Annotated in this window: 20 protein-coding genes; 10 read left to right on the top strand and 10 right to left on the bottom strand. The window is 70.7% G+C overall.

Annotated features, from left to right (window positions below; translation table 11 throughout):
* Positions 1–67: 67 nt before the first annotated feature.
* Positions 68–313, bottom strand: a complete 246-nt coding sequence (locus PZE19_RS29460; protein ID WP_277864181.1) for a hypothetical protein — start codon at positions 311–313, stop codon at positions 68–70.
* A gap of 482 nt (positions 314–795) precedes the next feature.
* Here PZE19_RS29460 and PZE19_RS29455 point away from each other — a divergent pair, with 482 nt between their 5' ends.
* Entirely contained in the window at positions 796–2,697 is a 1,902-nt protein-coding gene (locus PZE19_RS29455) for an ABC transporter ATP-binding protein (protein ID WP_277864180.1), read from the top strand.
* Between the two features lie 22 nt (positions 2,698–2,719).
* On the opposite strand, the gene PZE19_RS29450 is transcribed toward PZE19_RS29455, so the two are convergent.
* The 7 genes from PZE19_RS29450 to PZE19_RS29420 all read right to left on the bottom strand — a co-directional run bounded on the left by PZE19_RS29450 (position 2,720) and on the right by PZE19_RS29420 (position 8,084).
* Positions 2,720–3,820, bottom strand: a complete 1,101-nt coding sequence (locus PZE19_RS29450; protein WP_277864179.1) for a PDZ domain-containing protein — start codon at positions 3,818–3,820, stop codon at positions 2,720–2,722.
* Positions 3,821–4,099: 279 nt separating this feature from the next.
* Positions 4,100–4,711, bottom strand: coding sequence for a hypothetical protein (locus tag PZE19_RS29445; protein ID WP_277864178.1), 612 nt, complete (start codon positions 4,709–4,711; stop codon positions 4,100–4,102).
* Positions 4,708–5,250 (bottom strand): RNA polymerase sigma factor, encoded by a 543-nt coding sequence (locus PZE19_RS29440; RefSeq protein WP_277864177.1) that lies wholly within the window; start codon positions 5,248–5,250, stop codon positions 4,708–4,710. Before PZE19_RS29440 ends, PZE19_RS29445 begins: the two co-directional genes overlap by 4 nt.
* Positions 5,251–5,331: 81 nt before the next feature.
* On the bottom strand, positions 5,332–5,742 hold the full coding sequence (locus PZE19_RS29435; protein WP_277864176.1) for a type II toxin-antitoxin system VapC family toxin: 411 nt from the start codon (positions 5,740–5,742) through the stop codon (positions 5,332–5,334).
* Positions 5,739–5,993 carry a hypothetical protein gene (locus tag PZE19_RS29430; protein ID WP_277864175.1) on the bottom strand — a complete coding sequence of 85 codons (255 nt, stop codon included), beginning with the start codon at positions 5,991–5,993 and terminating at the stop codon, positions 5,739–5,741. Before PZE19_RS29430 ends, PZE19_RS29435 begins: the two co-directional genes overlap by 4 nt.
* A gap of 48 nt (positions 5,994–6,041) precedes the next feature.
* Positions 6,042–6,872: a SprT-like family protein gene (locus PZE19_RS29425; protein WP_277864174.1), complete on the bottom strand. Its 831-nt coding sequence runs from the start codon at positions 6,870–6,872 to the stop codon at positions 6,042–6,044.
* Between the two features lie 21 nt (positions 6,873–6,893).
* Entirely contained in the window at positions 6,894–8,084 is a 1,191-nt protein-coding gene (locus PZE19_RS29420) for a lactonase family protein (protein ID WP_277864173.1), read from the bottom strand.
* Between the two features lie 269 nt (positions 8,085–8,353).
* Here PZE19_RS29420 and PZE19_RS29415 point away from each other — a divergent pair, with 269 nt between their 5' ends.
* The 6 genes from PZE19_RS29415 to PZE19_RS29390 all read left to right on the top strand — a co-directional run bounded on the left by PZE19_RS29415 (position 8,354) and on the right by PZE19_RS29390 (position 14,711).
* Positions 8,354–9,025, top strand: coding sequence for a hypothetical protein (locus PZE19_RS29415; protein ID WP_277864172.1), 672 nt, complete (start codon positions 8,354–8,356; stop codon positions 9,023–9,025).
* Positions 9,026–9,164: 139 nt separating this feature from the next.
* Positions 9,165–9,833 (top strand): double zinc ribbon domain-containing protein, encoded by a 669-nt coding sequence (locus tag PZE19_RS29410; RefSeq protein WP_277864171.1) that lies wholly within the window; start codon positions 9,165–9,167, stop codon positions 9,831–9,833.
* Positions 9,834–10,016: 183 nt separating this feature from the next.
* Positions 10,017–12,107: a glycoside hydrolase family 172 protein gene (locus PZE19_RS29405; RefSeq protein ID WP_277864170.1), complete on the top strand. Its 2,091-nt coding sequence runs from the start codon at positions 10,017–10,019 to the stop codon at positions 12,105–12,107.
* Between the two features lie 42 nt (positions 12,108–12,149).
* Positions 12,150–12,611 (top strand): DinB family protein, encoded by a 462-nt coding sequence (locus PZE19_RS29400; protein ID WP_277864169.1) that lies wholly within the window; start codon positions 12,150–12,152, stop codon positions 12,609–12,611.
* Between the two features lie 54 nt (positions 12,612–12,665).
* Complete coding sequence (locus PZE19_RS29395) at positions 12,666–14,003, top strand: glycoside hydrolase family protein (RefSeq protein WP_277864168.1); 1,338 nt, start codon at positions 12,666–12,668, stop codon at positions 14,001–14,003.
* A gap of 90 nt (positions 14,004–14,093) precedes the next feature.
* Positions 14,094–14,711, top strand: a complete 618-nt coding sequence (locus tag PZE19_RS29390; protein ID WP_277864167.1) for a hypothetical protein — start codon at positions 14,094–14,096, stop codon at positions 14,709–14,711.
* A gap of 18 nt (positions 14,712–14,729) precedes the next feature.
* On the opposite strand, the gene PZE19_RS29385 is transcribed toward PZE19_RS29390, so the two are convergent.
* Positions 14,730–15,509 carry a MerR family transcriptional regulator gene (locus tag PZE19_RS29385; RefSeq protein ID WP_277864166.1) on the bottom strand — a complete coding sequence of 260 codons (780 nt, stop codon included), beginning with the start codon at positions 15,507–15,509 and terminating at the stop codon, positions 14,730–14,732.
* Between the two features lie 122 nt (positions 15,510–15,631).
* Entirely contained in the window at positions 15,632–17,227 is a 1,596-nt protein-coding gene (locus tag PZE19_RS29380; protein ID WP_277864165.1) for a hypothetical protein, read from the bottom strand.
* A gap of 229 nt (positions 17,228–17,456) precedes the next feature.
* On the opposite strand from PZE19_RS29380, the gene PZE19_RS29375 reads away from it, so the two are divergent.
* The 3 genes from PZE19_RS29375 to PZE19_RS29365 all read left to right on the top strand — a co-directional run bounded on the left by PZE19_RS29375 (position 17,457) and on the right by PZE19_RS29365 (position 24,249).
* Entirely contained in the window at positions 17,457–20,435 is a 2,979-nt protein-coding gene (locus PZE19_RS29375; RefSeq protein ID WP_277864164.1) for a PVC-type heme-binding CxxCH protein, read from the top strand.
* A 458-nt stretch (positions 20,436–20,893) separates the two neighbouring features.
* On the top strand, positions 20,894–22,690 hold the full coding sequence (locus PZE19_RS29370) for a B12-binding domain-containing radical SAM protein (protein WP_277864163.1): 1,797 nt from the start codon (positions 20,894–20,896) through the stop codon (positions 22,688–22,690).
* An 83-nt stretch (positions 22,691–22,773) separates the two neighbouring features.
* Positions 22,774–24,249 (top strand): sulfatase, encoded by a 1,476-nt coding sequence (locus PZE19_RS29365; RefSeq protein WP_277864162.1) that lies wholly within the window; start codon positions 22,774–22,776, stop codon positions 24,247–24,249.
* Positions 24,250–24,344 lie beyond the last annotated feature (95 nt).

Below are 24,344 nucleotides of genomic sequence, written 5' to 3'. Positions count from 1 at the left end.
GAGGGGGAGATGTGAAAATCCCGAGACGTTATCGTCCAGGTTATATGAGCATATCGAGTTTGCGTTCTCAACGCGCCTTGAGCATGGCGCGCATCTGGAGGCGGCTGGCGGGCAGCGAGGCTTCTTTCAGGAGACGGGTGAGCTTGGACTCGACGACGCAGGCGGGCCGCAGGCCCGACCGTTCGTCGACGATCAAGGCTTCCTCGCGGGGCGAGGGCGGCCGTCGCACGGCGACGGCCCCGCGGCCCGGGGGGACGAGGTCGACGGAAGGGGCGGTGGGCGACACGTCGGTGGCGATCAGAACGGGACTCAAGTAACCCTCGCTTGGAAACATGGTTGGAAGACCTCCTGCAAAGCCTGGCGGATAGCCGCTCCGGTCCTATGGTGGCGAAGAGCAAACGGCGCGCCGAAGGCGATTCTTCAGAGCGGCCGGGGAGGCGATGTGCGGGGCGCCTTAAGGAATCGTGAAGAACAGGCGTTCGACACGATCCTCCGCGCCCCGTCGGGCCTGGCGGCGACGGTGGGGATCTGTTCGTCCCCGTCGCTCACAAACTTAGTACGCGTTTTCCGGAAAGAGCGTGGGACGTTCCCCACGGTTTTCCAAATTCTTAAGAAACGCCTTCGAAGGTCGCGGCGGGCGGGCCGGAAATCGGGCGAATCGCCGGAGCGGTCCTCGCACGACCGGCGGCCCGATCCGTACCATGGACCGGAGAGGCGGGCGGCGGCCTCGCGGCCGCGCGGGGTCGGCCCGGGGCGAGGTGACGGGTCGGTGCGACTTTGGGGGCTGGAGAAGCGATGGCGCGAGAGAGCGTGGCGAGGCGGTTGCGGGAGGTCGGTCGCGAGCTGTCGCGGATCCGGCGGCGGGGCGGGCAGGTCTGGCGGCTCGTCCCCTGGCGGCACCGGGCCTCGCTGGCGATGGCCCTGGTCGTCATGGGCCTCGCCAGCGCCGGCGGCACGGCCAGCGCCATCTTCCTGGGGAAGCTGGTGAACGCCATCGGGCCCTCGGCCGACGGCCGGAACCGGCCGGCGGATGAGATCGCCCGGACGGCGGCGGGCTACCTCGCGCTGATCGGCATGGGATACCTGGTCCGCGAGACGATGAACGTCCTGCGGCGTTTCCTGGTCGAGCGGGCCTGCACGCGGATCGACAAGGACATGTGCGTGCGGCTGGTCTCCCACCTGATGAAGGTCGACCTGGCCTCGCTGGCGCAGGACCAGGTGGGCGCGCTGTACGGCCGGGTGACCCGCAGCGCCGACGGGTTCGTGCGGTTCCTGCGGATCAGCTTCCTGGACTTCGTCCCCGCGCTGTTCACGGGCGGCTTCGCCATCTCGTACGCCGTGACGCAGCAGCCCTGGGTCGCGCTGGCGATGCTCGGCGTGGTGCCGATCTCGCTCGGCCTGACCGTCGCCCAGATCGTCACCCAGAAGGGGGTGCGGCTCGACCTGCTGCGCACCCGCGAGCGGATGGACGGCACCGTCGTCGAGCAGCTCAGCGGCATCGACTACGTGCGGGCCTCGAACACCCACAAACGCGAGGTCCGCCGGGTGGCCAAGGCCGCGGAGCGGAAGCGCTCCATGGAGCTGCGGCACCACTTCCAGATGTCGCTCTTCGGCTGCGGCAAGGCGCTCAACGAGGGGCTCTTCCACCTGGTCGTGCTGGCCCTGGCCGTCTCGTTCTACATGCACGGGCGGATCAACCTGGGCGACATCTTCACGTTCTCGGTCCTCTACCTGAACGTGATGGCGCCGCTCAACGAGGTCCACCGCTTCATCGACGAGGCCCACGAGAGCAGCCTGCGCGTCGGCGACCTGATCGGCCTGCTGCGCGAGCCGATCGACCCCTCGTTCAAGCCCGTCGACCCCCGCACGCCGGTCCTGGCGCTAGGCGAACCCCTGTTCGTGGCCGAGGACGTGGGGGTGAGGTACCCGCGGACGATCGAGAACGGCCGCCAGGCGCTGGAGGGGCTGTCGTTGGTGGTCCGCCACGGCGAGACGATCGGCATGGCCGGCCGCTCGGGCTGCGGCAAGACGACGTGGCTGCGGGTGCTGATGCGGCTCGTCCACCCGACGTCGGGCCGCGTCTGGTTCGGCGGGGTGCCGCTGGAGAGCGTCTCGCGCGAGTCGATCGGCGACTTGGTGGGCTACGTGGGGCAGAACCCGTTCGTCTTCTCGGGGTCGATCGCCCAGAACATCGCCTACGGCTGCCGCGACGTCACCCACGAGGGGATCCGCCGGGCCGCCGAGGCCGCCTGCATCCACGACGAGATCATGATGATGCCCGGCGGCTACCGGGCCCGGGTCGCCGAGCGCGGCCAGAACCTCTCCGGCGGCCAGCGGCAGCGGATCGCGCTGGCGCGGATCTTCCTCAAGAACCCGCCGATCCTGATCCTCGACGAGGGGACCTCGGCGCTCGACAACATCAGCGAGCGGAGGGTCCAGAAGGCCGTCGACGCCGCGCGGGCCGACCGCACGGTGATCCTCGTCGCCCACCGGCTGACGACGTTGCTGGACACCGACCGCATCCTCGTCTTCGAGGACGGCAAGGTCGTCGAGAGCGGCACCTACGGCCAGCTCGTCCAGGCCGACGGCCACTTCGCCGACCTCGTCCGCTCCGCCGAGCAGGGCCGCCTCGACCCCCCGACCGACCCCGCCGCTCCGGCCGAGGTCGTCGAGGCGATCGAGCGGGGCGAGGGCTGACTCGAACGCCCGAGAGGGGCCGTCACTCCTTCGTTTCGAGGGCCTTGCGGAGCGATTCGACGGCCTCGCGCAGGGCCTTGATCTCGGCGGCGATCTCGTCGATCCGCTTCGTCGCGGCGTCGGCGTCCGGCGCGGGGGCGGTGCGCGACCGCATCGATTCGGCGAGCAGGCCCTGGAGCGTCTGGCCGCCGTCGCCCACGACCACGCCGGGGCGGAAGACGTCGACGTACTTGTTCGTGTAGGTCGCCGTCGTCGGGGATTGATGGAACAACGTGTAGGACCGATTCGTGACGTCGTGGAGGGGCCGCTTCTCCGGCGTGACGACCAGGGTGCGTCGCTCGCCGGCCCGGAGCACTTCCAGGTGCATGGCCTTGGCCCCCGCCTTGCCGACGCGTTCCAGCAGGCCGGCCGCGTCGGGGACCGTCGCGCCGTCGACGGTCAGGAGCACGTCGTGGACCTTGAGGCCGCACTTGGCGGCGGGGGCCCCGTCGACGAGCCGCGACACGCTCAGGCCCTGGTCGGCCGGCAGGTCGAGCTGCTCCCGCAGGACCGCGGCGATCGGCTCGACGCTCGCGCCGATCCAGTACTCCGGCGCCTTCTCCTCGATCGGGCCGAGCTCGACCTGGACGCGGGCCATGACCTTGAGCGTCAGCGGCTTCCGCTTGCGGAGCAGCGTGAGGGTCGCGGGCTGGTCGCCCGACTTCTTCAGCAGGCGATCGAGGTCGTCGATTTCGGCCAGCGGCTGGTCGCCCAGCGTCAGCAAAACGTCCTGCTCGCGGACGCCGGCCTCCCACGCCGGCCCGTTGGCCCGGACCGAGGTCACGATCAGGCCGCGGCCCTCGGCGACGCCGAGCTGGCCGCGGGTCGCGTCGTCGAGCTTCGTCAGGGCGAGGTTCGATTGCCCCGTCAGTTCGGCGATCCAACCCAGGTTCCCGTCCGCGGCCTGGAAGGCCGTGGCGCCCTGGAACTCGGCGAATCCTTGCAGCGGCCGGGCGAAATTCACGGAATGGACGGCGGCGGGCTTCTCACCGGCCGGTTCCTGCGTCATCCCGGACGTCGGGACGGCCGGGCCGTCTTGCAGGCCGAGCGGGGCGAGCAGCAGGCAGGCGACGAATCGAAGCATGGTCGAGGATCTCCGTAAGGGATTCAGTGACGGGCCGGAATTTCCGAGTTGCGCTCGATCGAAAGGTCATTCGTGAACTCGGGCGATCGTCCTTCCCCCCTCGTGGGAGAAGGTGGCCGAAGGCCGGATGAGGGGCTCGTCATCCGACGAAAGCCCGTCGCATTCCATGCGAGCCCCGGGCCTCGAAGTCCGTCGGCCCGACGAGGGTGTTCCCCCTCATCCGGCCTTCCGGGCCACCTTCTCCCACGAGGGGGGAAGGACGACCGGGATGGGATCGGGCTAGAGCGTCTCGCCGCCGACGTAGCGGACGCCGACGCGGTCGACGGGGACCACGACGCGGCGGCCGTCGGCGAGGCGGGCGGCGACGATACGACGCCGCTGGTCGAGTCGATAGCCGCGCGCCTGGAGCGAGGCCTGGGCGTCGGCCGAGACGGGCATCGGCTGGTTCAACACCCACGACGGGATCGGCTCCGGCCCTGGCTTCGACCTCGGCCCGGGATCGGGTCGGGGTTCGGGACGCGTTCCGGCGGCGGGGGCGGCCTCGACGATCGCGACCGAGGGTCCCGGGTCGCGACGCGACGCCGTCCCGCCCGCGAACCAGCCCGCGCCGAAGGCCGCCAGCGCCACGGCCGCCGCGAGCGCCGGGCGGAGGGACCGGCGACGGGCCGAGGCCTCGGCGGCGAGCGTGAGGGCGGGCCGGCTCGTCGCCTCGGGCGCGGCCGGGCGTCGCAGGACCTCGTCCAGGCACTGGGCCTCCAGAAAAGCGAGCGTGCAGCGCCGCCAGCCGTCGCGGGCGGACTCGACGCGGGCCAGGGCTTCGCGGAGGCCGGTCGGGGATAATCCGCCGTCGACGATGCGGTCGATCGCGACGTCGAGGTCGTCGTGGCTCATGGGTCGTGCTCCTCGAAGTCGCCGGTCAGGGATTGCAGCTCGGCCCGGAGCCGTTTCCGGGCGCGCGAGAGCCGGGCCTCGATCGCGGGCACGCCCACGCCCAGCCGTTCGGCCAACTCGCGGGCGCTCCAGCCCTCGCCGTGCTTGAGCGCCAGCAGGTCTGCGTCGCGGGGCGGCAGGCGGTCCAAGGCCCGGCGGACGAGATCCCGGCGCTCGTCGTGCAGCAGCCAGGCCAGCGGCGACGGCTCGGGAGCCGCCTCGGCCGCGGGCCGGGCCGTCGCGCACCGGCCGATGAGCGCCCGCCCGCGGCCCGCCTTGCGGCGGTGCAAAAGCGCCTGACGCACCGCCAGACGATACAGCCAGCCGCCGAGCCGCGCGGGGTCGAGCAGCGGGGCCCGCTGGGCGACGACCGCCAGCGCGACCTCCTGCATCACCTCGTCGACCCCCTGCGGCTCCCGCAGCCGGGCCGACACCACGCGCCGCAGCCAGCCGTCGTGCCGGGCCAGCACGCCGCCCCAGTCCGGGCCCTCCGCATCCATTCGTCGCGGGCGTTCCTCGCTCATGGTGCAGAGTAAGTTGCCGCAGTCCGGCCCGACCTTGCAGGGGGGTCGGGAATTTGGTCAGGGCACGACGTCGAACGCCCGGACGCCGTCGATGCGATACACACGGAAGTGGTGGTCGAGAGTGAAGATCCGAGACAGGCCGAGGCTCTCCGCCGTCGCCACGAGAGTGGCGTCAGCCAGGTCCATCGGGACGTCGCGATATTGCTCCATCAGGCCGGCCATCCGCTCGGTCTCCCCGGGTGCCGGCTCATGGAACGCGAGGAAGGATTCGACGACGAAACTCCATAGGATCGCCTGCATCGGCCACCCGCCCGACCGGTGGGCGAGATACATCGCCTCCGTGAAGCTCGGCCAAGTGGTGACGAGAGGCGAGGAGAGCCCGGCGAGCGCCGCCTTGCAACGCCGATGAGCCTCCGCCTGCCGTGAGTCCACGAGGGCGAAGAGCGGGCCGGCGTCGCAGAGGATCACAAGTCGAATCCCTGTCGTCGGAATTTTTCGACGACGCCCTCCGACCAATCGACGCTCGACTCGGCGGGCGTCGGACTCGTCAAACGCTCGGCGATCGCGATCAGGGGGGCGAGGGCCACGTCGAGCGGCCCGCCCGACTCCGGCTCGTCGAGAACCGTGAGGCGCACCCTGCGACCGGCCAGCTCGGGCCCGCGGCTGGCGATCTCTTCCCAGGTCCCTTCCAGGATTCGCTCTTCCATGGGTTCAAGCATACCGAGGGTTCGAGGGCGTCGACAATCGCTCGCAAGCGTCGGCGGCGATCATAACTTCCGCAGCAGCGCCAGCGGGACGTAGAAGGTCTGGTAGCGGCGGCCGTCGGTGAAGAGGGCTCCGGAGGGGTGTTCGACGAGCACGGTGGCGCGGCGTGTGATGCGGTTGACGCGGCCGCGGAGCCGGGATCCCTCCATGTCGAACTCGACGGCGTCGCCCACGCGGACGCCGAAGGCCGACGCCGCCTGCTCGCGGGGGGTGACCAGGTCGTGCCGCACACCCTCGTGCGCGAAGATCCGCCGCGAGAGCGCGTGGAAGTTCTCGGCCGAGCAGCTCGATCGGCCCCAGCCCAGGAACTCGGCCAGGTGCAGCAGCTCGTGCTCGAAGATCCGCTGGAGCGCCTCCAGGCGGTCCGAGCAGGCCAGTCCGCCGACGACGACCTCGCGGTCGACGTCCTGGAAGGTGTTGAAGAGCAAGGTCGTCGAGACCGAGATCTCGTACTCCGGCTGCTCGACCACCACCCCCCCGCGCCGGATCCGGCGCACCAGGCGGATCGTCTGGCCGGCGGCGCGGGTCAGCCGGCGCGAGAGCCGGAAGGCCATCGGGTAGGCCCGGTCCTCCTGGAGCATCTCCGAGAGGAAGCCCCGGAAGAACCCGGCGTCGTAGAGGCGGAAGAGTCGTTCCAGGTCGTCGACGGCGAGCCGCGAGAAGTTGCCCGCTCGGATCTGGGGCGACTCGTCGATCAGGGCCTCATAAATGCGCCGCGACCGCTCGCGGACCTCGGCCGGGGCGTACAGCAGCGAGGCCAGCTTGGCCTGGCGCGGCCGCCCGGGGCCGGGGGCCTCGGCCCACGACGCGTCGTCGCCCAAAGGTACGCTCATGCGCGGGCCTCGGGGCTCAGGTCACTTCGCCGAGATCGGCTGCGCCACGAACCGGATGCACACCGGCTTGGGGATCGAGACCGGCTCGCCCACGGCCGTCAGCCCGCCGGTCGCCGGATCGATGCGGAAGACGACGATCGTGTTCGAGTCCTGGTTCTCGGCCAGCAGGTAGCCGCCCGTCGGGTCGATCACGAAGTTGCGCGGGTTCTTGCCGCCGGTCGGCTTCCACCCGGCCGCCGTGAGCTTGCCCGTCGCCGGGTCGACCTCGTAGATCGCCAGGCTGTCGTGGCCGCGGTTGGAGCCGTAGACGAACTTGCCCGACGGGTGCACGACGACCTCGGCGCAGCCGGCCTTCCCCTTGTAGTCGCCGGGGAGCGTGCGGATCGCCTGGACTTCCTTCAGGGAGCCCTTCGCCTTGTCGTAATCGAAGACGGCGACCGTCCCCCCCATCTCGGTGATGACGTAAGCGAAGCGTCCCGAGGGGTGCCAGGCCAGGTGCCTGGGGCCCGAGCCGGACTGGACCTCGGCGAAGGCGGGGTCGTGCGGCGTCAGCTTGCCGGCGGCGGCGTCCAGGTCGTAGATCAGGACCTTGTCCAGCCCCAGGTCGGCGACCAGGGCGAGCTTGCCCGTGGGGTCGAAGTTGACCGAGTGCGCGTGGGGCGCGCCCTGGCGGTCGGGGTCGACGCTCTTGCCGTGATGCTGGATGAACGACGACGCCGGCCGCAGCGAGCCGTCGGGCTCGATCGGCAGGCAGGCGACGCTGCCGCCGCCGTAGTTGACGGCGACCACGGCCTTGCCCTGGGGGTCGACGGCCAGGTGGCAGGGGTAGTCGCCCTTCGACGACTGCTGGTTCAGCAGCTTCAGGTCGCCGGTCGCGGGATCCAGCGCGAACGCCGAGACGCCGCCGGCCTTCTGGCCCTCGAAGTCGCCGACCTCGTCGACGGCGTAGAGGAACTTGCCGCTCGGGTGGACGGCCAGGAACGAGGGATCCGCCGCCCGGGCCGCGACCCCCTTGGGCGTCAGCGAGCCCGTGGCCGGGTCGAATTCGAGCTTGTAGATCCCCTCGCTCGGCGAGGTCTTCGAATTGGTGTACGTGCCGACGTAGGCCCAGTACTTCTCGGCCCCCAAAGCATCGCTCGCCGCCATGATCGTGCCCGCCAACAGGACGCATGCGAACGCTCGCCGCGACGTCGAACCCATCATCGTCGTCATCGCCCCATCCCCCCGCCGCGGCTTCGACCTGTGCGCCCCCAGAAGTCCACCGACGTTATCACACCCCCCGACGCCCGCCAAGGGGTCCGCAAGGCCCTCCGGGTCGGCCCCGCCCTGCCTCGAAAACCGACGACCAGGCCGGATGCGAGATTGCACGATTCGAGGATTCCGTTCTACTGGGCCGCGCCCCGACCGAGGCGATCTCCCTCGCGCCGTTGCGAGCCGCGCAGTCGTCGGCGCCGTCCGCCCGATGGAAACTCGAGGCCGCCATGAAACTCATGCGTTCCGTCTCGCTCCTGAGCGCCCTCCTGGCGATCGCCTGGGGGTGGGGCGCCCGCGCGGACGTCGTCTACTCGACGTTCGGCCCCGGCGGCTCGTTCGACGCCACCAGCGGCTGGACCATCGACCTGGGAACGCCCGGCGACCCGACGGCGTCGACCCAGGACGTCGCGGCCGCCTTCACGGTCACGGGGGGGGATTTCCTCCTCACCTCGTTCGACGTCGCCCTGTACGGCCCGCCCGCCCCGGCGCAGGACGTCCTGACGTTCCGCATCATGTCGAACTCGGGTCCTGGAGGCGCGCCGGGGACGGTTTTGGAGACCGTCGCGGCGACCGTGCCGGAACTCGGCGGCGTCGCGACGGGGGTCGCCTCGGGGTCGCTCATGCTGCTGGATGGGGCGACCTACTTCCTGGCGACCGACGCGGCGGCCTCGACCTATCGCGGGTTCTGGCACCTCTCGGATCCCCCGACCTCGGGCTCCGCCGCCTTCAGCTTCGACCGGGCCGCGACGTGGTCGGTGGAAACCGAGGCCCAGCCGGCCTTCCGCATCAACGGTCGGTCGACCGGGGCGGTCCCCGAACCGGGCGGCCTGACGCTGGGCGGGGTCGCGGCCCTCGGCCTGATCGCGGTCCACCTGCGACGCCGGAAGGCCGCCGCCTGAGGCACGGAGTTCGCGGGACGAGGGCATCCGAATCTTTTTGTGAGCGCCGATCGGCGTCCCAACACGTTCGAGTGCGGGACGCGGTAGGATCCGGGTGCGGCCTGGTGTTCGAGATCCACCCCCTTCGGAGCCACAATCCATGTGGGACTGCCCGAAGTGCCGGTCGAAGGTCGACGATTCGTTCGAAGTCTGCTGGTCCTGCGGGACGACCGTCGACGGCGTCGAGGACCCGGACTTCGTCACCGCCGACGAAGCCGATCCGACCCCGGACGAGCCGCTCCCCGAAGAAGAGACGCTTGCCGAAGAGGTCGATGGCGAAGGCCCCTTCGCCGAACTCGCGGGCGAGCCCCTCCCCGAGCCGGGCGAGTGGGACTGCCCGAAGTGCGGGTCGAAGGTCGACGATTCTTTCGAAGTCTGCTGGGCCTGCGGGACGACCGCCGACGGCGTCGAGGATCCCGGCTTCGTCACCGCCGACGAAGCCGAACCGATCCTGGACGAGGTGTTGCCCGAGGTGGTCGACGTCGACGACCCTTTCGCGGAACTTGCGGGCGAGCCCCTGCCCGAACTCGCCGAGTGCTTCATGGCGAGCAACCCCATCGAGGCGAAGTTCGTCGCCGACCAGTTGATGGAAGAAGGCATCCCCGCGATCGCGGACCGGATCGACGTCAACATGGTGATGGGCGGCTTCAAGCCCCAGATGTGGGGATACGGCCCGAAGGTCCGGGTGCGGAAGGAAGACCTGCCGCGCGCCCAGCGCTGGCTCAAGGGATACGAAGAGCGTCGCAGGCGGAGGCAGGTTCTGGATTGACGACAACGATCGCCCCCGCCGCCGATCGCTCCGCCCGGGCGCCCCCGGCCCGCGCCTGGCGCGAGGCCGGCGGGTCCTTGCGGGGGGCTTCGGGGTCTGATCCGATGGGTGATGTCGACGGACGGAGTTCGTCGCCCCGCCCGCGCGCCCGACCGGATCCTTCCGCGAAGAGGGCCTCTCCCCATGCTTCCGCTCTTCCAGCCAACGCCCCGTCGCGCCTTGCTGGCGCTCGGGCTGCTGACCACCATGACGATCTCGAACGCGTTCGGAGCCCCGCCGAGGCCGATCACGGTCGAGTCGCTCCTGGGGAGGATGGCCGACCCCTCGTGGCTGGCCGAGCCGCCCCGGGCGGGCGAGCGGTCGTTCCAGTTCTCCAGCTACGACCGCGCGAGCAAGCTGGAGGGCGACAAGATCGTCGCCCCCTTCGCCAACGGCGACCGCGGCCACTATCTGCGCGTCGAGGGCCTGGGCGATAAGCAGGAGTGGGTCCTGGCCGACGCCAAGGGGCCGGGCTACGTCTCGCGGATCTGGAGCGCCAACCCGGACGGCGAGCTGCGGATCTACATCGACGGCGCGGCCGAGCCGGTCCTCGCGGCCGACTTCGCGACGATCACCGACGGCAAGGTCGAGCCCTTCTCCGCCCCCTTCGGCCACGACGCCTCGCGCGGGCGGAACCTGTACTTCCCCTTCCCGTTCGCGAAGTCGATCAAGATCACGACCACCAAAGGCGACCAGTACTACCAGGTGAACGTCACGACGTTCGCCCCCGACACGGCCGTCGAGAGCTACACGCCCCAGGTCCTGTCGCGGGCGGGCGAGGCGATCGCCAGGGCCCGGCGCGAGCTGACCGCGGCGCCGAGCCCCCTGAAGAAGTCGAGCCTGTCGGAGACGACCTTTTCGGGCCGCAAGTTCTCGCTGGAACTCCCGACGGACGCGAAGGGCCGCCCAGGCGCGCTTACCGCGATCGAGTTCAAGATCGACAAGGAGGGGCTCGACGAGGCGGCCCTGGCCGACGCCCTCGCCCGGACCCTCCTGACCATCACCTTCGACGATGCTCCCGCGCCTCAGGTGGCCGTACCGCTCGGCGACTTCTTCGGCACCGGGCCCGGACTCAACCCGTTCCGAACGGCGCTCACCGAGGCCCGCGAGGACGGGACGTTGCTCGCCCGCTGGTATATGCCCTATCGCCGGGGCGTGAAGCTCTCGATCGAGAACTACACCACCCATCGTCCCCAAATGTCATTGAATCTGAATGCTATCGAGGATCCCGCGGCCGCGGACAAGCTCACGTTCCACGCCCGGTGGCGGCAGCGCGACGACGTGCCGACGATCAAGGGGGACGGCACGCTCGACTGGCCGGCGCTCCGGGTCTCGGGCGGCGCGGGCCGCTACGTCGGGCTGGCCGCGAACGTCTACAACCCGACCCCGGCGTGGTGGGGCGAGGGGGACGAGAAGGTCTACGTCGACGGCGAGAAGTTCCCCAGCACGTTCGGGACCGGCACCGAGGACTACTTCGGCTACGCGTGGTGCGACCCGCATCCCTTCATGAATCCGTTCCACGCCCAGAGCCGCTGCGACGGCCCCGGCAACAAGGGGAACACCAGCAACCTCCGCCTCCAGATCCTCGACAACATCCCGTTCGCCGAGTCCCTGTCGTTCGACATCGAGCTGTGGCACTGGGAGGCCGTGAAGGTCCAGTACGCGACGATCGCCTACTTCTACGCCGCCCCCGGCGCGACCGTCGAGCCGTCGTCCGTCCCCGACCTGTCGACGCGGGTCGTCCACGCCCGGCCGCCCATCAAGCGCGAGCCCGGCGCGATCGAGGCCGAATCGCTGAAGGTCCGCGCCAAGACGGCCGGCGACGTGCCGAATCAGGACATGACCCCCTTCGGCGACGCCTGGTCGGGCTTCTCGCAGCTCTTCTGGCTGGTCCGCCAACCGGACGCCCGGCTCGACCTGGAGCTGCCCGTCGAGAAGGCCGGCTCCTACGCCCTGTGGGGCGGCTTCACGAAGGCCTCCGACTACGGGACGGTGCAATTCGCGCTCGACGGCGCGCCGCTGGGCAAGCCGATCGACCTCTACGCGACGTCCGTCGTCCACTCGGGCGAGGTCCCGCTCGGCGTCGCCGACCTCGAGGCCGGCCCGCACGTATTGAGCATCTCGATCGCCGGCAAGAACCCCAGGAGCAGCAGCTACCTCGTCGGCATGGACTGGATCAAGCTCGTCCCCGCGCCCGCCGGCGACTTCGGCGGCCAGACCAAGGCCAAGCGCTGAGGCCGTCGCCAGGGGAACGATCGCAGACGAAAGGGAGTCGGCATGACGGACGCGCTCGTGGAGACGTGGCAGATCCATAATCGGATCAACCTGTGCATGCTCGACGCGATCGCCCAGGAGCACCTGGCCGATTCCCTGGGCGGCAAGGGGCGCACGGCCTTCGGCCTGTTCGCCCACATGCACAACGTCCGGCTGATGTGGTTGAAGGCGTCCGCCCCGGAACTCCTCGAAGGGCTCTCGAAGGTCGAGGGCGACGCCGGGACGAAGGCCGACCTTGCGGCCGCTCTGACGGCCTCCGGCGCGGCCGTCGGGGGGCTCCTCGCCGACGCCGTCGCCAAGGGAGGCCGGGTCAAGGGATTCAAGCCCCACGTCACGGCGTTCCTCGGCTACCTGATCTCTCACGAATCCCACCACCGCGGGCAGGCCGGCTGGGCCCTGAAGGCGAACGGCCACCCGCTCGACCGCAAGACCGCCTTCGGCCTCTGGGAGTGGGGCGTCCGCTGAACCGAGCGCCCCCGCCCCCGCCCCGCTCCGCACTCCACCCACCGGAAAACCCTCATGAACACCCCCCGATTTCGACGCCCCCGCGCGTCCCGGCCGATCGCCTCCGCGATCGCGCTGGCCTTCGGCCTCGTCGCGACGTCCGCCCTCGCCGGCGACCCGCCCCGGCTCAAACGGGCCGACAGCTTCCTGGGCATCCACTTCGACTTCCACGCGGGGCCCGACTGCAACGAGGTCGGCAAGAACACGACCCCGGAGATGGTGGACCGGATCATCGACCTGGTGCGGCCCGATTACCTGCAGACCGACTGCAAGGGCCACCCCGGCTACACGAGCTACCCGACGAAGGTGGGGAACCCCGTCCCCGGGTTCGTGGGCGACCCCCTGAAGGTCTGGCGCGAGGCCACCGCCCGCCGCGGCGTGGCGCTCTACATGCACTACTCGGGCATCTACGACGAGCACGCCGTGCACGCCCACCCCGACTGGGCCGCGACCCGCGCCGACGGTTCGAAGGACGACAAGGCGACGTCGCCGTTCGGCCCCTACGCCGACGGGCTGCTCATCCCGCAGCTCCGCGAGCTGGCCGGCTACGGCGTCGACGGCGTCTGGATCGACGGCGACTGCTGGGCCACGGTCCCCGACTACGGCGACGCCGCCCGTAAGGCGTTCCTCGACGCGACCGGCTTCTCCACCCTGCCGAAGGGGCCGGGCGAGCCCCACTGGCGGCCCTTCCTGGACTTCCACCGCCAGGCCTATCGCGGCTACCTCCGGCGCGTGGTCGCGGGGGTGAAGGCGACCGACCCGACGTTCCAGGTCTGCTCCAACTGGGCCTTCACCGACCACATGCCCGAGCCCGTCGCCGCCCCGGTCGACTTCCTCTCGGGCGACTTCTCGCCCCAGGACAGCGTCAACTCGGCGCGGCTGTCGGGCCGCTACCTGGCCCGCCAGGGCGTCCCCTGGGACCTCATGGCCTGGAGCTTCACGACCGTCCCCAGCCAGACCACCACGCCCGGCCGCAACACCAAGTCGGCCGTGCAGCTGCAGCGCGAGGCGGCCGTGATCCTCGCCCTCGGCGGCGGCTTCCAGGCGTACTTCACGCAGAACCGCGACGGCTCCGTCGACCTCGCGCGGATGCCCGCCATGGCCGAGGTCGCCGCCTTCTGCCGGGCCCGTCAGGCCCTCTGCCACCACTCCCAGGCCGTCCCGCAGGTCGGCCTCCTGTTCTCGACCCCCGCGCACTACCGGCGCGTCGACCAGCTCTTCGGCCGCGACAACGAACGCCTGGGCGGGGTGCTCGCGGCCCTGCTGGAAGCCCGACGCTCGGTCGAGGTCCTCGGCGAACACCAGCTCGCCGGCCGGCTCGCCGAGTACCCCCTGATCGTGGTCCCCGAGTGAGACTATCTCGACCCGGCGTTCCGCGTCAACCTGCTCGACTACGCCCGGAACGGCGGCAACCTGCTGCTCGTCGGGCCCGACTCCGCATCTTTGTTCGCCGAAGCGCTCGACGCGAAGATCGACCCGGCCGGATCGTGGGAAGTCCACCTCGCCCACGGCGGGACGGCGGTCGACCTGCCCGGCCGCGCCCCGACCGTGACGCTCGGCCCGAAGGCGAAGCCGTTCGGGACGCTACGCGAGACGGCCGACGCCTCGTCCCCGACCCGGCCCGCCGCGGCCGTCGCGACGCTCGGCAAGGGCCGGATCGCCGCGACCTTCTTCCCGATGGGCCGGGCGTACTCCCACCAGCCCGACGCGACCGCTCGGCGATTCCTCGACGACCTGGTCCGCGAGCTGGCCCCCGAGCCGATCGCCGTCGTCAACGGCTCGACCGAGGCCGGCGTCGACGTCCACCTCGCCCGCAAGGGGGGGAAGCTGCTGGTCAACCTGGTCAACACCTCGGGCCCCCACCGCACCGAGCCCGTCTTCGACGCGATCCCCCCCGTCGGCCCGCTGGGCGTGGCGATCCGCGTCGCGTCCAGGCCGGCGAAGGTCTCGCTCCAACCGGCCGGCGTCGACCTGCCGTTCACCTACGAGGACGGCCGCATCCGGCTCACCGTCCCGAAGGTCGACGTCCATGAAATCGTCGTGATCGAGCCCGCGGAGTGACGCGAGCCCCGGCGGGCGTCACATTCCCGGATGTCGGACGCCCGCCGCCTCGGCCGCCTCGCCGATCCAGGCGATCATGGGGCGCATCGCGGCGACGTCCATGTCGCGTATGCGGTCCTCGTTCGCGTACATCCGGTTGAGCGACTTGAAAATCTCCGGGTCGCCGCCGGTGAACGCCGAGACCAGGTCGAACCAGCGCCGGGCGAGCGCGCCGGCGCGGGGGTCGGGCGGGTCGACACCCTCGTCCATCGCGGCCTGGACCTCGGCCTGTAGGTCGGCCCACTGCTGCGGGGCCCGGTTCATCGCCTCCTCGCCGACCTCTTCCCGGCGTTTCCGCAGCGCCGCGAGCTGGTCGGCCGTGTAATACTTCTCGATCATGGTCATCCCCTGAATGGTGGTCAGGAATTCCTCGACGGAGACGGCCTCTGCGCGGTCCAGCGCGTCGGCGAGAGTCCGCAGGCGGGACTCCAGGCTCGTCAGCTCCGCGAGCTGGCCGCGGACGCTCGCCAGGTGCAGCCGTAGGACCTGGCGCGGGTCGTACTCGTCGCGCCCCAGCTGCTCGCGGATCTGGTCGAGGCTGAACCCCAGCAACTTGAGCGACAGGATCTGCTGGAGCCGCGCGACGTCCGCCTCGCCGTACAGGCGATGCCCTGCGCCGTGGGCCGACTCCGTGCGGACCGAAGGCCGCAAGAGCCCCGTCGAGTCGTAGTGGTGGAGCGTCCGCACCGTCAGCCCGCAACGCTCGGCCAGCTCGCCGACCTTCCAGAACCGCGCGGCCTCTCCCGATCGTCGCGACATCGCCGGCCTCCTCGATTCGCTCGGTCACCGCCCTGCCGAGGGCATGATAAGACCTGACGCCACGTGAGGTTCAAGGCGGTCATGGAAAATCGCGGCGAGGCGAGGCGCGTTGGTCGTGGAGGTCAAGACGACGGGACGAGCGACGCGGTCGACGTGCGCGGCTGCGGGAGCCGCCGGGGGAGGTCGCGGCGATAGAGGTTCGCCACCTGCGATCGGCCGACCAGGGACCAGCCCGGCTGCCGGGCCATGTGCCGATCGAAGCCCGAGCCGACCAGGACGAAGGCGTGGTCGATCCGGTATTCTTCGAGCCATTCATCCAGGAGCCGCGGGTCCTTCGACTCGGAGTCGGTGAACCGCTGCAGCCAGGCGTCGCCGTAGACTTCGCAGCGGTCGTCGATGAAGACCTTGAGGTCGGGCGTGAAATAGATGAGGAAGCCGCCGAGCGCATAATCGTTGAAAATGCGCGAGCCCTGCGAATACTCGCGCTCGCACCGCCGCAGCTCCGGCAGGAGTTCGATCGGCCAGTGGGCGGGATCGAGCCTCGCCCAGCCGCGACCCAGGACCGGGACGCGGACGTCGGCCGCCTGCAGCCCAATCGCGGCGAGGACGACGAGCGCGGGCGCGAGCATCGGCGCCCATTCGCGCCGGCCGGCGGGGCCGGGATCGGGATCCGGGCGGCGGAACAGGTCCCTGCCCGGCCTCGCCAGCCAGGTCGCCAGTCGGGTGTACGGGAGCATGTCCGCGAAGGCCAGGACCGACACGATGGCGAAGAGCGACGCGTGCCGGATGCGCGAAAGGGCCAGGACGAACCAGACGAGCGGGATCAGCCAGGTGACGCGCGGCCGACGAGGCAGCGCGCTCAGCAAGGCGGCCGTATAGCCCAACCCGAGGATCACGAGCGTCCAGAAGCCCATCTCGCGAGGATCGGGAGGCGCGTGCTCCACGATGATGCGAGGCAGGACCGGCGACCCCATGATCGCGAACCAGGTCGCCGGCAGCCGCAAGCCGTAAGGATTCACCAGCACGGTCAGCCCACAGCCGACGGCCAGCATCGCCAGCAGGAAGGCCTGGCCGCGATTTCGGATCGGCGAATCGCCCTGCAAGGCCCCGACGAGACACCAGCCGAGCCCGGCCAAACTCAGGGTCGCCAGGCCTCCCAGCACCGCGCCGTGCCAGTTCGTCCAGATCACGTAGAGGGGGATGAGCCAGAAGAGCCGCCCGATCCCGATTCGCCCCGATTCGAAATCGCAGAGGGCCGCGTAAGTGATCCCCAGGAACACGATCGAGAGGATGTGCGGCCGGACGAGGAAATGCGTCCCGCTCACGGCGATCGTCATGGAGACGATCAAGGCCGTCGGCAGCCAGTGCAGGCCGCCGCGGATCAGCCGATGGGCCGTCCACGCATAGAGCCCCGCCAGGACCGTCGCCGTCGCCAGCAGCAGGCCGTCGAGCCCGCTGATCCCGTGGACGACGGCCATGGCGCATTCCGCCAGCCATTCGTACGGGACCCAGGGGGTGCCGCCGAACGTGTAGCTGAACGGGTCGGATTCGATCAGCCGTCCTGAGGAGAGCATGTTCCGGCCCATGACCGTGTGCCAGAACGTGCCGGGATCGTGGAAGAACCGGCTCCGGCCGAAGACCATCAGCGCCAGCCAGATACCCAGGAAGAACCACGCCTCGGCCCGCCAGAATCGCCGCCCCGTTCTCGGCTCGCTCATCGTCCCTCCCTGTTCCGCAGGTGCGTCTGCAACAAGCCTAGTTCACCACGCCGGTTATTCAATCGCCGCGGCCGGGCAAGCCGGCCATCGCTGCGGCCGCAAGGGGGGCGCCCCGTCGGCCATTGACGGCGCTCGGCGGCGGGCTTAGTCTGCAGGTCCGTCGCCGGTGGGTCGCCGGCCGGAACGAAGTCGCCCCAGCCGATCAGCCCCGCCCGGAGTCCCGCCCGTCATGACCGCGCGACGCCTCTTCCTCGCCTTTTCGTCGGCCCTCGCGGCCGGGGCCCTGCCGATCCTGGCGGGCGCGGACGACCCGGCCCCCAGCCACGCGCCCGTGGCCGTCGACCAGGCGCCGTCGCGGATGACCATCCCGCCGGGCTTCCAGGTCAGGCCGTTCGCCTCCGAGCCCGACGTCGTCCAGCCGATCGCCTTCACCATCGACCCCCGGGGCCGGCTCTGGGTCGTCGAGAACTTCTCGTACCCGATCTGGCTGGGCGGGCCCGTGGGCAAGGACCGGGTCGTGATCTTCGAGGACGCCGACGGCGACGGCAGGTTCGACTCCCGCAAGGTCTTCTACGAGGGGGGCACCAGCTTCACCGGGATCGAGCTGGGCTTCGGCGGCGTCTGGCTCTGCGCCACGCCGAACTTCCTCTTCATCCCCGACGCCGACGGCGACGACAGGCCCGACGGGCCCCCGGTCGTCGCGCTCGACGGCTGGGACGTCAAGGCCCAGCATAATATGTTCAACGGCCTGAAATGGGGCCCGGACGGCTGGCTCTGGGGCCTCAACGGCATCATGTCGAACTCCCGCGTCGGCGCCCCGGGGACCGCCGACGCCGACCGCGTGGCGATCAACACGGGCGTCTGGCGGTACCACCCCACGCGCAAGGCCTTCGAGGCCGTCGCCCACGGCACGACGAACCCCTGGGGGCTCGACTTCGACGACCACGGCGAGGCGTTCATCACCAACTGCGTCATCCCCCACCTGTTCCACGTCGTCCCCGGCGCCCGGTTCGACCGGATGTTCGGCGAGGACTTCAACGTGAACACATATCGGCGCATTCCCACGTGCGCCGACCACCTGCACTGGGCCGGCGGCCACTGGACCGAGTCGCGCGAGGGGGCCGGGCACGACAAGCACAGCCAGGCCGGCGGCGGCCACGCCCACGTCGGGGCGATGATCTACCTGGGCGACAACTGGCCCGACTCGTACCGCGACGGCGTCTACACGTTCAACATCCACGGCCACCGCGTGAACCACGACCGCCTGGAGCGCAAAGGGTCGAGCTACGTCGCGCATCACGACCCCGACCTGCTGCGCGTCGACGACGTCTGGTTCCGCGGCCTGGAGCTGAAGTACGGCCCCGACGGCGCCGTCTACTTCACCGACTGGGCCGACGTCGGCGAGTGCCACGAGAACGACGCCGACGGCTCCCACCGCGAGAACGGCCGCATCTACAAGATGAGCTACGGCGACGTGAAGCCCGTCGTCGTGGACCTGGCGAAGCAGACGAACGACCAGCTCGTCGCGCTCCAGCGCCACAAGAACGAGTGGTACGTCCGCACCGGCCGCCTCCTCCTCCAGGAGCGCGCGGCGGCCGGCGCCGACATGACCTCGGCCCGCGCCGGGCTCCAGGCGATCCTCCGCGACGCGGCGACGGCCCCCGGCCGCCTCCGCGCCCTCTGGGCCCTCAACGCGATCGGGGCGCTCGACGAGCCGGCGCTCCTCGGCCTGCTGGCCGACCGCGACGACTCCGTCCGGGGCTGGGCCGTCAGGTTGCTGGTCGACAAGCCGCCGATCTCGCCCGCGGTGATCGCTAAGCTCGCGGACCAGGCGAAGGGCGAGACCGCTCCCCGCGTCCGGCTGGCGCTCACGTCGGCCCTCCAGCGCATCCCGGTGGCCGGCCGCCGGCCGCTGGCGGAGACGCTCGCGGCGGCGGACATCGACCCGGCCGACCCGATGCTGCCGCTCATGACCTGGTACGGGATAGAGTCCCTCGCGGCGGGCGACCTCGACCGCGCGGCGGCCCTCGTGCCGCAGGTCAAGCTGCCGATGCTCCGCAATTTCCTGGCCCGCCGGATCGTCACGTCCGACCCCGCGAAGGGCCTCGCGGCGCTCGCGGCGGTCCTGAAGCTCGACCGCGACGACGTCCGTTCCGACGTCCTCGACGGCGTGCTGGAAGCCTTCCGGGGCCGCAAGCAGGTCCCCCGGCCCGAAAATTGGGGGGACCTCTATGCCGGGCTGTCCGCGGTGAAATCGCCGGGCGTCCTGGAAAAGGCGCTGCTGCTGGCCGTGATCCTCGACGAGCCGAAGGCCGTCGACGCCCTCCGCACGATCCTGCTCGACCCCAAGTTCGATGCCGACCGCCGGGCGGTGGCCCTGTCCGCCCTCGTCGAGCGTCGGACGCCCGGCCTGGCTCGCGACCTGCCCGGCCTGCTCGACGACGACGCCCTGCGAGCCCGTGCGCTCCGCGCCATGGCCGCCTTCGCCGACCCGGACGTCCCCCGGGTCGTCCTCGACCGCTACTCCAAACTCACGCCGGCCGAGCGCGAGGACGCGGTCGCCACGCTCGCCGCGCGGCCGGCCTGGGCGCTCGCCCTGCTGGACGCGGTGGAGCGCGGAGTCGTGCCCCGGCGCGACGTCAGCGTGACGATCGCCCGCCAGATCCAGGCGCTGGGCGACGCCGGCCTGGCGAAGCGGCTGGAGTCCGTCTGGGGGACCGTCCGCGCGACCTCGGCCGACAAGGCGTCCTTGATCGGCAAGTACAAGTCGGTCCTCGCCGCCGGCAAGCCCGACCTCGGCAACGGCCGGGCCCTCTACCTGCGGACCTGCCACGCCTGCCACAAGCTGTTCGACGCCGGCGGCGACGTGGGCCCCGAGCTGACCGGCTCCGATCGCGCCAACGCCGACTACATCCTCGAGAACGTCCTGGACCCCAGCGCGACCGTCGCCCGCGAGTACACCGTGACCAACGTCGCCACCGCCGATGGCCGCCTCGTCTCGGGCATCCTCCGCGGCCAGACCGACGCCGTGTTGACCATCCAGACCGCCAACGAGCGCATCCTCCTTCCCCGCGAGGACGTCGAGGAGATCAAGTCCTCCAACGTCTCCATGATGCCCGAAGGCCAGCTCGAAGCCCTCTCCCCCCAGGAGATCCGCGACCTCTTCGCCTACCTCGCCTCGCCGGGCCAGGTCGCCCCGCCGAAGTGATCCATGATTTCTTGAGTTGACATACAATCACGTAAAACCCCTTCCCCCCTCGCGGGGGAAGGCGGCCCGCCGGGCCGGATGAAGGGGAGACGCGCCATCGAGCCGTCGCCCGGACATCCGGCCCGTTTCATGCATCGTTCCTCTCGGATCATGAGGCGCGTCGGCCGGTCCGATAATCCGTCACCTCGCTGAAGCAGACCAAGGCGAGGCCTGCCGCAATTCCTCCGGTCGACTCGCTCGTCTCCCCCTCATCCGGCCCTGCGGGCCACCTTCCTCCGCGGGGGGAAACGACGTTATGGTTTGGCTCGCGACTTTTCCACGCGCGGCGAGATCCCGCCGCTTCATCGTCGTTTAGAAATGAGGGCCGACGCCGGCCCTCGACGCGACCCCCACGCCCGCCCGCCGGTGACGGCCTCCCGCAGGCTCCCTCCCGATTTTCGAGGAAGAGATCGACGGTCATGGAATTGACGAGAAGGTCGAGAGACGACGTCTACACAGCGCCAGGGGCCTATCGCGAGCTTGAGGCCCGCGTGCTGCGGAGGACGGCCGGCAAGGGCGTCCGGACGCTCTTCATGACGGCGTTCGACCGGCGGACGCGGCTCGGGCCCTACGTCTTCGTGGACAAGTCGCTGATCCCGGGCGCGGCGCGGGCCGTGGGCTCGGCGCTCTTCGCGGCGGGGCTCACGGACACGCGGCTCGTCCTCCAGTCGTGGTCCGAGCGGGTGCGGCCGAGCCGGGCGCGGATCGCCGGCGCGGCGCCGGACCTGTTCCTGGTCTCGGGCATGCAGATCCACAGCCGATCGGCCTATCGGCTGGTGGAAGACGCCTGGAGCATGGGCGAGCATCGGCCGCTCATCATCGCCGGCGGGTCGAAGGCCGCGTACGAGCCCTGGGACTTCTTCGGCCTGGGTGGAGACGGCCGGGCCGGGGCCGACGTGGTCGTCACGGGCGAGGAGTACGTCCTGCTGGAGCTGCTCGACCGCATCCTCGAATTCAAGGCCGACGGCGAATCCTGGCGCGACGGCTTCGACCGCGCCCGCGCCGCCGGCGCCCTGCACGACGTCGCCGGCCTCGTCTTGGCCCCCGAGGCGGGGGAAGACGCGCCCGAGGCCCTGATCGACACCGGCCCCCAGCGCCTGGTGCGCGACCTGGACGAGCTGCCGCTCCCCTTCGACGGCCTGGGCCTGTTCGAGCCCCCCCACAAGGGCGAGGAGCTTTCCGACCGCCCCCTGCCGGCCGCCGGCCTGAAAAACCACGCCGCGCTCCTGACCGTGGTGATGACCCACGGCTGCAAGTTCCATTGCCCGTACTGCCCGATCCCGGGGTACAACCAGGGGACGTATCGGCATAAAAGCCCGCGAAGGATCGTCGAGGAGCTGGCGGGGATCGTCGAGCGCTCGGGCATGGCGACCTTCTTCGGCGCCGACGACAACTTCTTCAACAACCGCGCCGCGACCGAATCGCTGCTCGCGGAGATGGCCCGCGGACGGGCGAACGGCAAGCCCTTCCGGGATGCGATCTGGATCGGCACCGAGGCCACCGAGCACGACGTCGACCGCAACGCCGACCTGCTCCCCCTCGCCCGCGAGGCCGGCGTCCGCGCCGTCTGGTTCGGCATCGAGGACATGACGGCCTCGCTGGTCAAGAAGGGCCAGACGCCCGAGAAGACCCGGGTCGTCTTCCGCAAGCTGCTCGACCAGGCCATCGCCCCGATGCCCATGATCATGCACCACGACGAGCAGCCGCTGTTCACCTTCAAGGGCCTCTACGGCCTCTTGAACCAGGTGCGGTTCCTGCGCCGGGCGGGCGCCGTCAGCATGCAGATCACCTTCCTGACGCCCATGGTCGGCTCGAAGAGCTACGAGCAGTACTTCGAGGACGGCCTGCTCATGAGCGAGGTCGACGGCGAGGTCGTCGGCGACCGCCATTTCGACGGCAACCACTGCCTCACGACGGGCAGCCGCCATCCCTGGCGCAAGCAGGCCAACATGTTCGCGGCGTACGCCGTGTTCTACAACCCCCTCAACTTCGTCCGCGACCTATTCAAGAAGCGCGACGACGTCTGGAAGTTCCGGCTGATGTACCAGGCGCTGGGCCAGCTCGGGCTGCTTCGCTCCATCTGGGGCGGCTCCGGGTGGACCCGGCGGCTCTTCTCGGGACGGATCGCCACGCACACCACCGCCCGTCCGCCCAAGTACCCCATGATCGCCGCGAACGCCGAGGCGCCGTCGATGTATTCGAACGCGGGGGTCTGAGCGGCCGTCATCAATCATAGGGCGGAGTCGGGTAGAATGCGGCGGCCGTCCACGTCGGCCTCGACCTCCCGGAGAACCCCCTCATGAATCCGCCGCGAGCCCTGCCCGCCCTGCTCATCACCCTGGCACTGGTCTCGTCGTCGCGCGTCGCCATTGCCGACGAACGGCCCAACGTCGTCTTCATTTTGGCCGACGACCTGGGGATCAACGACCTCGCCTGCTACGGCCGCAAGGACCACGCGACGCCCAATTTGGACCGGCTCGCGACGCGGGGGGCGCGGTTCACCTCGGCGTATTGCGGGCTCTCGATCTGCTCGGCGTCGCGCGCCGCCCTGATGACGGGCAAGTCGCCGGCGAGGCTGCACCTGACGACCTTCCTGCCGGGCCGGCCCGACGCCCCCTCGCAGAAGCTCCTCCATCCTCAGATCGCCATGGCCTTGCCCGGCTCCGAGGTGACCCTGGCCGAGCGGTTCAAGGGCCTGGGCTATGCGACGGGCATCTTCGGCAAGTGGCACCTGGGCGACGCCCCCGGCTCCGCGCCCGTCGACCAGGGCTTCGACGAGGCCTTTCTGCCGCCGACCGACTCCGAGCCCTCCGCGACCGAGGGGGGGAAGAACGAGTACGCGATCACGCGGCGGGCGGTCGAGTTCCTGGAGCGGAAGAAGGACGGGCCGTTCTTCCTCTACATCGCCCACCACAACCCGCACATCCGCCTGGCCGCGAAGCCCGAACTGGTCGCGAAGCATCGCGACGCCTACAACCCGACGTACGCGGCGATGATCGAGACTCTCGACGACACGGTCGGCATGATCCTCGCCGCGGTCGAGCGCCAGGGGCTCGCCGGCAAGACGATCGTCGTCTTCACGTCCGACAACGGCGGCCTGCACGTCCTGGAGGGCGGCGACGCCCCCGCGACCCACAACACCCCCTTCCGCGCCGGCAAGGGCTACCTCTACGAGGGCGGCCTGCGCGTGCCCCTGATCGTCGCCTGGCCCGGCCGCATTTCGCCCGCGACGATCGCCGAGCCGACCGTGAATTTGGATTTCACGCCGACGTTGATGGAACTCTGCGGCGGCCCGCCGCCGGCCGAGCCGGGCCTCGACGGCGTGAGCCTCGCCGCCCGGCTCCGCGGCGGCCCCCCCGCCCCGCCGCGGGCCTTCCCGTTCCACTTCCCGCACTACACCAACCAGGGGAGCCGCCCCGCCGGCTCGCTCCGCGAGGGCGACTGGAAGCTGATCGAGCATTACGAGGACGGCCGCCTCGAATTGTACGACCTCGCCGCCGACCCGGGCGAGCAGTCCGACCTCGCCGGCCGCGACCCATCCCGCGCCCGCGCGATGCGGGCGAAATTCGCCGCCTGGCGCAGCTCCGTCGACGCCCAGGCCAACACGCCCAACCCCGACTTCGACCCGGGGCTCGCCGCGCCGATCTACCGGGCCTTCGACTCCTCGAACGTCTCTCCCCGCGCCACCGCCGCCGAGACCGCGCCGCTCTTCCAGCCCTGGCGCAGGCTCATGAACGCCGCCGTCGCCGGCGGGCGCAAGCGGGCGAGCCGGTAGCGTCGAATGTTGCTCGATCTTGCATGGTCGAGAACTCGACGCGGCGGCCGCGGGCCCGGGCCGATCGACTTCGCGACGATCCCGAAAATCATGGC

Source organism: Paludisphaera mucosa, assembly GCF_029589435.1.
GTDB lineage: Bacteria > Planctomycetota > Planctomycetia > Isosphaerales > Isosphaeraceae > Paludisphaera > Paludisphaera mucosa.
This window is presented reverse-complemented; position numbering and strand designations above follow the sequence as displayed.

What these genes read in the sequence shown, in the direction of transcription:
- PZE19_RS29455 (WP_277864180.1), top strand. Translation starts at nt 796, where the DNA reads ATGGCGCGAGAGAGCGTGGCGAGGCGGTTGCGGGAGGTCGGTCGCGAG.
- PZE19_RS29450 (WP_277864179.1), bottom strand. Translation starts at nt 3,820, where the DNA reads ATGCTTCGATTCGTCGCCTGCCTGCTGCTCGCCCCGCTCGGCCTGCAA.
- PZE19_RS29445 (WP_277864178.1), bottom strand. Translation starts at nt 4,711, where the DNA reads ATGAGCCACGACGACCTCGACGTCGCGATCGACCGCATCGTCGACGGC.
- PZE19_RS29440 (WP_277864177.1), bottom strand. Translation starts at nt 5,250, where the DNA reads ATGGATGCGGAGGGCCCGGACTGGGGCGGCGTGCTGGCCCGGCACGAC.
- PZE19_RS29430 (WP_277864175.1), bottom strand. Translation starts at nt 5,993, where the DNA reads ATGCTTGAACCCATGGAAGAGCGAATCCTGGAAGGGACCTGGGAAGAG.
- PZE19_RS29425 (WP_277864174.1), bottom strand. Translation starts at nt 6,872, where the DNA reads ATGAGCGTACCTTTGGGCGACGACGCGTCGTGGGCCGAGGCCCCCGGC.
- PZE19_RS29420 (WP_277864173.1), bottom strand. Translation starts at nt 8,084, where the DNA reads ATGACGACGATGATGGGTTCGACGTCGCGGCGAGCGTTCGCATGCGTC.
- PZE19_RS29415 (WP_277864172.1), top strand. Translation starts at nt 8,354, where the DNA reads ATGAAACTCATGCGTTCCGTCTCGCTCCTGAGCGCCCTCCTGGCGATC.
- PZE19_RS29410 (WP_277864171.1), top strand. Translation starts at nt 9,165, where the DNA reads ATGTGGGACTGCCCGAAGTGCCGGTCGAAGGTCGACGATTCGTTCGAA.
- PZE19_RS29405 (WP_277864170.1), top strand. Translation starts at nt 10,017, where the DNA reads ATGCTTCCGCTCTTCCAGCCAACGCCCCGTCGCGCCTTGCTGGCGCTC.
- PZE19_RS29400 (WP_277864169.1), top strand. Translation starts at nt 12,150, where the DNA reads ATGACGGACGCGCTCGTGGAGACGTGGCAGATCCATAATCGGATCAAC.
- PZE19_RS29395 (WP_277864168.1), top strand. Translation starts at nt 12,666, where the DNA reads ATGAACACCCCCCGATTTCGACGCCCCCGCGCGTCCCGGCCGATCGCC.
- PZE19_RS29385 (WP_277864166.1), bottom strand. Translation starts at nt 15,509, where the DNA reads ATGTCGCGACGATCGGGAGAGGCCGCGCGGTTCTGGAAGGTCGGCGAG.
- PZE19_RS29380 (WP_277864165.1), bottom strand. Translation starts at nt 17,227, where the DNA reads ATGAGCGAGCCGAGAACGGGGCGGCGATTCTGGCGGGCCGAGGCGTGG.
- PZE19_RS29375 (WP_277864164.1), top strand. Translation starts at nt 17,457, where the DNA reads ATGACCGCGCGACGCCTCTTCCTCGCCTTTTCGTCGGCCCTCGCGGCC.
- PZE19_RS29370 (WP_277864163.1), top strand. Translation starts at nt 20,894, where the DNA reads ATGGAATTGACGAGAAGGTCGAGAGACGACGTCTACACAGCGCCAGGG.
- PZE19_RS29365 (WP_277864162.1), top strand. Translation starts at nt 22,774, where the DNA reads ATGAATCCGCCGCGAGCCCTGCCCGCCCTGCTCATCACCCTGGCACTG.